The 9,337-nt window shown below is 69.5% G+C and carries 7 protein-coding genes and 1 pseudogene; 5 read left to right on the plus strand and 3 right to left on the minus strand.

The genetic code is table 11. The annotated features are described in order from the left end of the window. Nucleotides 1–446: pseudogene (locus tag ACTWQJ_RS38780) on the minus strand (gephyrin-like molybdotransferase Glp); the annotation flags it as partial. Between the two features lie 5 nt (nucleotides 447–451). Further along, nucleotides 452–1,354, minus strand: coding sequence for a UTP--glucose-1-phosphate uridylyltransferase GalU (galU, locus tag ACTWQJ_RS38785; protein ID WP_129799962.1), 903 nt, complete (start codon nucleotides 1,352–1,354; stop codon nucleotides 452–454). Nucleotides 1,355–1,448: 94 nt separating this feature from the next. Here galU and ACTWQJ_RS38790 point away from each other — a divergent pair, with 94 nt between their 5' ends. After that, nucleotides 1,449–2,072, plus strand: coding sequence for a 5-formyltetrahydrofolate cyclo-ligase (locus ACTWQJ_RS38790; RefSeq protein WP_443311134.1), 624 nt, complete (start codon nucleotides 1,449–1,451; stop codon nucleotides 2,070–2,072). Between the two features lie 68 nt (nucleotides 2,073–2,140). On the opposite strand, the gene ACTWQJ_RS38795 is transcribed toward ACTWQJ_RS38790, so the two are convergent. Further along, the gene (locus ACTWQJ_RS38795) at nucleotides 2,141–4,918 is read right to left on the minus strand and encodes a penicillin acylase family protein (protein WP_443311135.1); all 2,778 of its coding nucleotides are present in this window, start codon (nucleotides 4,916–4,918) and stop codon (nucleotides 2,141–2,143) included. A 186-nt stretch (nucleotides 4,919–5,104) separates the two neighbouring features. Between ACTWQJ_RS38795 and ACTWQJ_RS38800 the strand changes: the two genes are divergently transcribed. The 4 genes from ACTWQJ_RS38800 to ACTWQJ_RS38815 form a co-directional block, all read left to right on the plus strand. After that, nucleotides 5,105–6,634 carry a potassium/proton antiporter gene (locus tag ACTWQJ_RS38800; RefSeq protein ID WP_443311139.1) on the plus strand — a complete coding sequence of 510 codons (1,530 nt, stop codon included), beginning with the start codon at nucleotides 5,105–5,107 and terminating at the stop codon, nucleotides 6,632–6,634. A gap of 287 nt (nucleotides 6,635–6,921) precedes the next feature. Beyond that, nucleotides 6,922–8,211, plus strand: a complete 1,290-nt coding sequence (locus ACTWQJ_RS38805; RefSeq protein ID WP_443311136.1) for an MFS transporter — start codon at nucleotides 6,922–6,924, stop codon at nucleotides 8,209–8,211. 68 nt (nucleotides 8,212–8,279) lie between these two features. Further along, nucleotides 8,280–8,582 (plus strand): FmdB family zinc ribbon protein, encoded by a 303-nt coding sequence (locus tag ACTWQJ_RS38810; RefSeq protein ID WP_443311137.1) that lies wholly within the window; start codon nucleotides 8,280–8,282, stop codon nucleotides 8,580–8,582. A gap of 99 nt (nucleotides 8,583–8,681) precedes the next feature. Continuing rightward, on the plus strand, nucleotides 8,682–9,337 hold a 656-nt coding region (locus tag ACTWQJ_RS38815), incomplete at its 3' end, for an S-methyl-5'-thioadenosine phosphorylase (RefSeq protein ID WP_443311138.1).

The following is a 9,337-nucleotide window of genomic DNA, read 5'->3' on the forward strand; positions in this document are numbered from 1 at the left end:
CCCTCGGGGGCGAGGCTGCGGGCCCGCATCCCGGTGACTGGGCCCTCGCCGAGGCCGCCGTCGGTCCATTCGACGGGGACCACCGTCTCGGCGCCGGGCGGGAGCGGGGCGCCGGTCATGATGCGGGCGGCCTGGCCGGGACCCACTTGGAGCAGGTCCGCCTGGCCGGCCGCGACGTCCCCGATGACCTCGAGGACGGCCGGGAACTCCTCGCTCGCGTCCGCGACATCCCCGACCCGCACCGCGTACCCGTCCATGGAGCTGTTGTCGAACGGCGGCAGGGAGACCGGCACCGTGACGTCCTCGACCAGGACGCAGCCCTGGGCGTCGAGGAGTTGCAGCTCGATGGGTTCGAGGGGGCGGACGGTCTCGAGGATGTCCTCCAGGTGTTCGTCCACCGACCACAGGTGGTCCTGGCCGGTGGCGCGGGGCGCGGCGGTGCTCAAGGTGGCTACATCTCCTCGGTGACGTAACTGCGAAGCCAGGTCCGGAAGTCCGGGCCCAGGTCTTCACGTTCGCACGCGAGTCGGACAATGGCACGCAGGTAGTCGCCGCGGTCGCCGGTGTCATAGCGGCGGCCCTTGAAGACGACGCCGTGCACGGGGCCGCCGACCTTCTCGTCCTGGGCGAGCAGCTGGAGGGCGTCGGTGATCTGGATCTCGCCGCCGCGGCCGGGCTCGGTCTTGCGCAGGACGTCGAAGATGCGCGGGTCGAGGACGTACCGGCCGATGATCGCGTAGTTGGAGGGGGCGTCGGCCGGATCCGGCTTCTCCACCAGGTCGCCGATCTTGACGACGTCGCTGTCCTCGGTGGTCTCCACGGCCGCGCATCCGTAGAGGTGGATCTGCTCGGGCGCGACCTCCATGAGCGCGATGACGCTGCCGCCGCGCTGCTCCTGGACCTCGATCATGCGCTTGAGGAGCGGGTCGCGCGGGTCGATCAGGTCGTCGCCGAGGAGGACGGCGAAGGGCTCGTTGCCGACGTGCGGGGCCGCGCACAGGACGGCGTGCCCCAAGCCCTTGGGGTCACCCTGGCGCACGTAGTGCATCGTCGCGAGGTCGCTGGACTCCTGGACCTTGGCGAGCCGCCCGGCGTCGCCCTTCTTCTGCAGAGCAGACTCGAGTTCGTAATTGCGGTCGAAGTGGTCCTCAAGGGGACGCTTGTTGCGGCCCGTGATCATGAGAACGTCGTCGAGACCGGCCGACACGGCCTCCTCGACCACATACTGGATCGCAGGCTTGTCGACAACCGGCAGCATCTCCTTGGGAGTGGCCTTGGTGGCCGGCAGAAAGCGGGTGCCGAGGCCTGCTGCGGGAATGACGGCCTTGCTGATCCTGAGGTGCGACTGAGTCATGCCCGCAACCATATCCGGTGCCTTTGTACGGAATCTGTGGCTCCGGTTAATTGGCTCTCATATGAGCACATTGAAGACGGTACGGGAGCGACTCATGAGTCACATCGGACGCGCGGCCGAGCCTGACAAGCGAACGTTGCGGCGAGAAATCCTCGCAGTGAGAGGCAGGTTGCCTGCGGATGACGTACAGGCGGTCTCGGCCGCGTTGGCCCGGCGTGCGCTCGAACTGCCCGAACTGGCACAGGCAGGCACCGTGGCAGCGTACGTCTCCGTGGGGAGCGAACCCGGAACGCTCGCCCTGCTCGACACACTGCACGCCCGGGGCGTACGCGTCCTGCTTCCGGCGCTTCTGCCCGACAACGACCTGGATTGGGGCGCATACGCCGGGGAGGGCTCCCTCGCGCGCGTCCAACACGGCGGGAAAATGGCCCTCTTGGAGCCCGTCGGCGAGCGCCTCGGACCGGACGCGGTGACCGCCGCCGACGTCGTCCTGCTGCCGGGGCTCGCGGTCGATGCGTGCGGGATGCGTCTGGGGCGCGGCGGAGGCTCGTACGACCGCGTGCTCGCGCGCCTGGAGGACGCGGGCGCCCGGCCGGCGCTGGTGGTGCTCTTGTACGACTCCGAGGTCGTCGAGCGCGTCCCCGTGGAGGCGCACGACCGGCCGGTGCACGCGGTGGTGACGCCGTCGGGGGTCCGCCGCTTCACCGGCGACTCGTAGCACTCGTCAGGCGAAAGGGCCCTCCACGCGCGCGTGGAGGGCCCTTGGCGTCGCTCGCCGTCAGCGGCTCACGGCTTCAGTACGAGCGTGTCGTTGGTGCTCTCGTCGACCGCCTGCTTGGAGAAGGACCAGTCCAGCAGCTCGCCCTTGGACCACTTGTCCGTCTGGTCGGTGTAGTGGTCGCTGTAGGCGTGCCCCGAGGCTCCGGTGAGGTTGATCCACTTCGACTTGTCGAGGTCGTCGAGGTTGACCACCATCCGCATCGACGGCACCCAGACGACGCCGTAGCCGCCGGCGGCGTTCCAGCCGCTCGCGTTGACGGTCGCCTCGCCGCCACTGAGCTTCCAGGGGCCGCGGTTGAGGGCGTACTGCAGGAAGCCGGGGCCGTCGGTGCCGAGGGTCTGGTTCTTCAGGAACAGACGGTGCAGCCGGCCCCAGCTCCAGGTGTCGATGTCCTTGCCGAGCTTGGCGGTCAGCTCCCAGCGGGCGTCGATCATGGCGCGCTTGAACAGGTCGTCGCGGTTGTCGGCGCCGGGGCGGGTGAGCGAGGCGGGCGTCTTCCACCAGTCGCTGTCCTTGTCGTCCATGAGGCTCCGCACGACCTCGAACCAGCGGTCGCCGCCGTCCGGCTGCGCCTGGTCGGCGTCACGCGCCCCGCATTCGCGCACCCGGCGCTCCTCGTCCACGGGACCGGTGGTGTCGACCGGCTCGACCCACAGGCACTGGCCCTTGACGCGCAGTTCCTTGGGCAGCTTGTGGCCGAACGCGAGCTTGAGGACGTTGCGCCAGACCGAGTTGAAGTAGGCGGCCGCCGCGGAGTCGGCGTCCTGGGTGTAGTCCCAGCCCTCGAGCAGCTTCTGCGCCTCGCGGACGTCCTTGTCACCGACGTCGATCTTCAGCAGCTGCGGCACCAGCAGCTTGGCGATCTCGCTGGAGTTGTCCAGCTGCATCTGGCGCATGTCCTCGGTGGAGACCTTGCCGCCGCCCTTGATCTTCGACTCGATGAGGTCGGCGATCCGCTGGCTGCGGGCGCCGTAACCCCAGTCCGCGGTGAGCGTGTAGGGGTAGTCCTTGTCCACGACGGCCTGGTTGGCGGTCACGATGTAGCCGCGCTCCGGGTTGTACTCGTAGGGCAGCTCGTCCTGGTCGATGTAGCCGGTCCAGTCGTACTTGGCGTCCCAGCCCGGCGCCGGGATCGAGCCGTCGTGGCCCTGCGCGCGCGTGGGGATCTTTCCGGGCAGCGTGTAGCCGATGTTGTCCTGGGTGTCGGCGTAGACGAGGTTCTGCGAGGGCACGTCGAACAGGGCCGCCGCCGCGCGGAACTCGTCCCAGTCGGCCGCCTTGTTCAACGCGAAGACGGCATCCATGGAGGTGCCCGGTTCCAGCGCGGTCCACCGCAGGGCGATGCCGTAGCCGTCGCCGCGGTCGGGTGCGGCTGTGTCGACGGTGGCCTTCCTGCCGACCTTCACGAGCTCGTCGTCGCGGTCGGACAGCAGGGGGCCGTTGTTGGTCTCCCGGACGACGATCTTCTTCGAGGTGCCGCCGGCGACCTTGATGGTCTCCTCGCGGGAGTCGAAGGGCTTCACCTTGCCGTCGTACAGGTAGCCGTCGCCGGTGAGCTTCTCCAGGTAGAGGTCGGTGACGTCGGCGCCGGAGTTGGTCATGCCCCAGGAGATGTCCTGGTTGTGGCCGATTATCACGCCCGGCATGCCCGCGAAGGTGTAGCCGGAGACGTCGTACTGGCACTTGTCGGAGACCGTGCGGCAGTGCAGGCCCATCTGGTACCAGACGGACGGCAGCGAGGCCGACAGATGCGGGTCGTTGGCCAGCAGCGGCTTGCCGGTGATCGTGTGCGCTCCGCCGATGACCCACGAGTTGGAGCCGATGCCGTTGCCGTTCACGCCGACGGCCGTCGGGACGTCCTCCAGGACCTCGTAGAGGCCCGACAGCTGGCTCTGCAGCGCCGACGAGGCGGAGGAGGACGTCGACGTCCCGCTCGCGGGAGTACCGGTGCCACCGGCGGCCGTGCCGTCCGTGGAGGTGCCGTCCGCGCCACCGGCCCCCTCGAACGTCCCGTTGAGCTCGTCGTACTGGCCCTGCTGGACGATCACCTGGTTCCGGCTGTACGGGTACTGCGGGTACAGCTCGGCGATCTGCTGGGGGCCGAGACGGCTGGTCATCAGGGAGCGGTCGATCTCGTCCTGCATGTTGCCGCGCAGGTCCCAGGCCATCGCCTTCAGCCAGGAGACCGAGTCGACCGGGGTCCACTGCTGCGGCTTGTAGTCGTTGGTGAAGCCGAGGGCCGCGTACTCCAGGGAGATGTCCTCGCCTTCCTTGCCCTTCAGGTAGGCGTTGACTCCCTTGGCGTACGCCTGCAGGTACTTCTTCGTGGCGGCGGACAGCTTGGTGTCGTACTCCTCCTTCGCCACCCGGTCCCAGCCCAGGGTGCGCAGGAACTCGTCGTTGTCGACCTGGTCCTTGCCGAACATCTCCGACAGACGCCCGGAGGTCATGTGACGGCGTACGTCCATCTCGTAGAACCGGTCCTGCGCCTGGACGTAGCCCTGCGCCATGAACAGGTCCTCGTCGGAGGAGGCATAGATCTGCGGGATGCCATGGCCGTCCCGCTTGACGTCGACGGGCCCGGACAGGCCGTCCAGCGTGATCGAGCCCTTCGTCTGCGGGAAGGAGGCGCGGACGGTGCTGATGGACCAGTACGCCCCGCCCGCGACGCCGCCGACGACGGCCAGCACCAGCACGAGCACGATAAGACGGGCTTTGCGCCCCTTCTTCCTGCCGGACTTGCCGGGCTGCTGACCCGTTGGAGCGGTGGTGTTGGGGGGCATCGCTGTCCTTGCTGTCCTAACGCGAGCGGCAGGTCGGGCTGTGACTTTGAATGAGCGCTGGAGCAACCATAGGCGCAGGGCCCGACGGGCCTTGACGCGGACTGGGGAACCAGCACGGACGGACGTTCGATCTTGCCCTGGCAAGCGTCAAGAAACAGTCAAGAGTTAGGTAAGGTAACAAAGTAACTGCACCAGGGAAGGGAACGGCCGCTGAGTATCCACGACCTCAATGAGCTCCTGCTCGTCTGCTCGATCGTCCTGCTCGTCGCCGTGGCCGCGGTCCGGATCTCCTCGCGCAGCGGGCTCCCCAGCCTGCTCGTCTACCTGGGCATCGGCGTCCTCATGGGCGAGGACGGGATCGGCGGCATCCGCTTCGACAACGCCGAGCTGACCCAGGTCATCGGGTACGCGGCCCTGGTGGTGATCCTGGCCGAGGGCGGCCTGGGCACGAAGTGGAAGGAGACCAAGCCGGTCCTGCCGGCCGCGACCTCACTGGCTCTGGCCGGGGTCGCCGTGAGCGTCGGAATCACAGCTGCGGCCGCGCACTATCTGGTCGGACTGGATTGGCGTCAGGCGCTCATCATCGGGGCGGTCGTCTCCTCCACGGACGCGGCAGCGGTCTTTTCCGTACTGCGGAAAATCCCGCTCCCCGCGCGCGTGACGGGCACGCTGGAGGCCGAGTCCGGCTTCAACGACGCTCCCGTCGTCATCCTGGTGGTCTCCTTCTCCGCCGCCGGCCCGATCGAGCACTGGTACGTGCTGATCGGCGAGATAGCGCTGGAGCTGGCCATCGGCGCGGCCATCGGCCTCGCGGTGGGCTGGCTGGGCACATGGACGCTGCGGCACGTGGCCCTCCCGGCCTCCGGCCTGTATCCGATCGCCGTCATGGCCATCGCGGTCGCGGCCTACGCGGCGGGCGCGCTGGCGCACGGCAGCGGCTTCCTCGCCGTCTACCTCGCCTCCATGGTGATGGGCAACGCACGGCTCCCGCACTGGCCCGCCACGCGCGGGTTCGCCGACGGGCTCGGCTGGATCGCCCAGATCGGCATGTTCGTCCTGCTCGGCCTGCTGGTCACCCCGCACGAACTGGGCGACGACATCGTGCCCGCGCTCGTCATCGGGCTCGTGCTGACCATGGTGGCCCGCCCACTGAGCGTCGTGTTCTGCCTGCTGCCGTTCCGGGTGCCGTGGCAGGAACAGACCCTCATGTCCTGGGCCGGACTGCGCGGCGCCGTGCCCATCATCCTGGCGACGATTCCCGTGGTGAGCGACGTCGAGGGCAGCGACCGGATCTTCAACATCGTCTTCGGCCTGGTCGTCGTCTACACCCTGGTCCAGGGACCGACGCTGCCCTGGGTCGCCCGCAAACTCCACCTGGGCGACAAGTCCGCGGCCGCCGACCTCGGCATCGAATCGGCTCCCCTGGAGCGACTGCGCGGGCATCTGCTCTCCGTCACGATCCCCCCCGAGTCGAAGATGCACGGAGTCGAGATCAGCGAGCTGAGGCTGCCGGCCGGGGCCGCGGTCACCCTCGTCGTGCGCGAGGGCAAGTCCTTCGTGCCGCTGCCCACGACGGTGCTGCGGCGCGGCGACGAACTCCTCGTGGTGGCCACGGATCCGGTCCGGGACGCGGCTGAGCGGCGACTGCGCGCGGTGGGCCGCGGCGGCAAGCTGGCCGGGTGGCTGGGCATGAACGGCGGCGGGGCGGAGCGTTAAGGGTGTGTTTCACACAGTTCACACCACCGCCAATCGCAGGCGAACAGCCCCATGGTGCTCGTTTTCACAGGTGCACCGGCTAATGATCCCTGTACGATGAAGGCACCTGATCGAACCAACTCTGCCTGACGCAGAGCTGGCGCGACCGCATGGCGGCCGGGACGCCCCCTCAGTGGGCGCCGGTATCTACCGCAGTTCCGCGCAAGAGGACAGCTCTCGGCGCGCCCCGGAGGCGAACGAGCCATGAAAAAGGGGCCGCGCTACCAGGCGGCAGAAAGGCACAGGCCGTGGCGTCCACGGTCACGCCGTCGAAGAACTCGTCGGCCCCCTCCTCCCGCCCGGGATACGGGCAACTGCTGCGCACCCGCGGCGTCTGGACGTTCCTGCTCCCCGGTTTCGCGGCGCGCCAGCCGTTCGCGATGCTCACGATCTCCATCGTGCTGCTGGTGCAGCACACCACCGGCTCGTACGGCGTGGCAGGCGCCGCCGCCGCCGTCACCGGCGTCTCCATGGCGCTGTTCGCGCCCTACAGCGGCCGCCTCGCGGACCGCTTCGGGCAGCGCACCGTACTGATCCCCGGCGTACTGGTGCACACGCTGTCCGGCCTCACCCTGACGGCGCTCGCGCTGGCGGACGCCCCCCTGTGGGCGCTGTTCGCGGCCGCCGTCCCCACCGGCGCCTCGGTCCCGCAGATCGGCCCCATGGTGCGCGCCCGCTGGGGAGTGAAGCTCAAGGACTCACCGCTGATGACAACGGCGGCGGCATTCGAGTCGGTCACGGACGAACTGGCCTTCGTCGTCGGCCCACTGCTCGCCACCGCGCTGTGCACCGCCGTGAACCCGGCCGCCGGCCTGGTGACGGAGGCGTCGCTGACCCTGGTCGGAGGTCTGCTGTTCGCCGCGCAGAAGGGCACCCAGCCCGCGGCCGCCGCCGGTGGGCACGCGCGCGTGCAGCACGCTTCCGCACTCCGGGTCCCCGGAGTGCGTGTTCTGATCGTGGCCTTCCTGGGCATCGGCTCCGTCTTCGGCGGCATGCAGGTGTCGCTGGCCGCCTTCACCGAGTCGATCGGCGAGCCCGGCCTGAACGGCGTCCTGTACGGGACCTTCGCCGCCGGCAACATGCTCTCCGGCATCGCCTGCGGCGCCATCGCATGGAAGGCGGCCCCCCACCGGCGCCTGGTCGTCGGATACGCGGCCCTCGCTCTGGCCGCCTCCGGCCTGTGGGCGGCACACTCGGTGCTGCTGCTCGCCGGTCTCGGCCTCCTGGTCGGCATGTGCATCGCGCCCGTCCTGATCACCGGCTACACGCTGGTCGAGGGGCTGGTTCCGGCCGGGGCGCGCACCGAGGCCTTCACCTGGCTGACCGGCGCGGTGGCGCTCGGCCAGGCGGGCGCGGTCACAGTGGCCGGACAGCTGGAGGACCGCTTCTGGGACGGCGCCGGGTTCCTGGTTCCGCTCGGCGGTACGGTGCTCGCCCTGGCGACGCTGGTGGCGCTTCGCTCGCGGCTCACGGCACGCCCGCACAGCCGCACCGTCGCGCGTGGCGTCGGTCACCGCACGCCGGTCGCAGTGGACTGAACCCGAGGAATACGTCACTATGGACCGTCGTTAGCACTCATTGAGTGAGAGTGCCAGGAGGAAGACAAGTGCCGACCTACCAGTACCAGTGCACCGAGTGCGGCGAGGGCCTCGAGGCGGTGCAGAAGTTCACCGACGACGCCCTGACCGAGTGCCCCAGCTGCTCCGGCCGCCTCAAGAAGGTGTTCTCCGCCGTCGGTATCGTCTTCAAGGGCTCCGGCTTCTACCGCAACGACAGTCGCGGCTCCTCGTCGAGCAGCTCGCCGGCGTCGTCGAAGCCGTCGGCCTCGTCGTCGTCGACCTCGTCCTCCTCGTCCTCGGACTCGAAGGCGTCGGGCACCGGCACCTCGGCCGGCAGCACCGCCGCCTGATTCACACGCACGGGACCCTGCCGTCGTACGACGGCAGGGTCTTCGGTGTTTTCGGCACCGGCCCGTGCGCGTCGTCGGGCGCCAGCTACTGTGCTGGTCATGGCGAACGCAGAGATCGGTGTAATCGGCGGCTCCGGCTTCTACTCGTTCCTCGACGAGGTGACCGAGATCCAGGTGGAGACGCCGTACGGGCCGCCCAGCGACTCCCTCTTCCTCGGCGAGATCGCCGGCCGACGGGTCGCCTTCCTGCCGCGGCACGGACGCGGCCACCATCTTCCGCCGCACCGGATCAACTACCGGGCCAACCTGTGGGCGCTGCGGTCACTCGGGGTGCGCCAGGTGCTCGGCCCGTGCGCGGTGGGCGGCCTGCGGCCCGAATACGGGCCGGGCACGCTGCTCGTCCCGGACCAACTGGTCGACCGTACGAAGTCCCGGGTGTCGACGTACTTCGACGGGCTGCCGCTGCCCGACGGCACCGTGCCGAACGTGGTGCACGTCTCGCTGGCCGACCCCTACTGCCCGGCCGGACGGGCCGCCGCGCTGAAGGCGGCGCGTGGGCGTGACTGGGAGCCCGTGGACGGCGGCGCGCTGGTCGTGATCGAGGGGCCGCGCTTCTCCACCCGCGCCGAATCGTTGTGGCACCGGGCGCAGGGCTGGTCGGTGGTGGGCATGACCGGCCACCCGGAGGCGGCGCTCGCCCGCGAACTCGAGCTCTGCTACACGTCGCTGACCCTGGTCAACGAACTGGATGCCGG

Source organism: Streptomyces sp. KR55, assembly GCF_052245645.1.
Classification (GTDB): domain Bacteria; phylum Actinomycetota; class Actinomycetes; order Streptomycetales; family Streptomycetaceae; genus Streptomyces; species Streptomyces flavusporus.

What these genes read in the sequence shown, in the direction of transcription:
- galU (WP_129799962.1), bottom strand. Translation starts at nt 1,354, where the DNA reads ATGACTCAGTCGCACCTCAGGATCAGCAAGGCCGTCATTCCCGCAGCA.
- ACTWQJ_RS38790 (WP_443311134.1), top strand. Translation starts at nt 1,449, where the DNA reads ATGAGTCACATCGGACGCGCGGCCGAGCCTGACAAGCGAACGTTGCGG.
- ACTWQJ_RS38795 (WP_443311135.1), bottom strand. Translation starts at nt 4,918, where the DNA reads ATGCCCCCCAACACCACCGCTCCAACGGGTCAGCAGCCCGGCAAGTCC.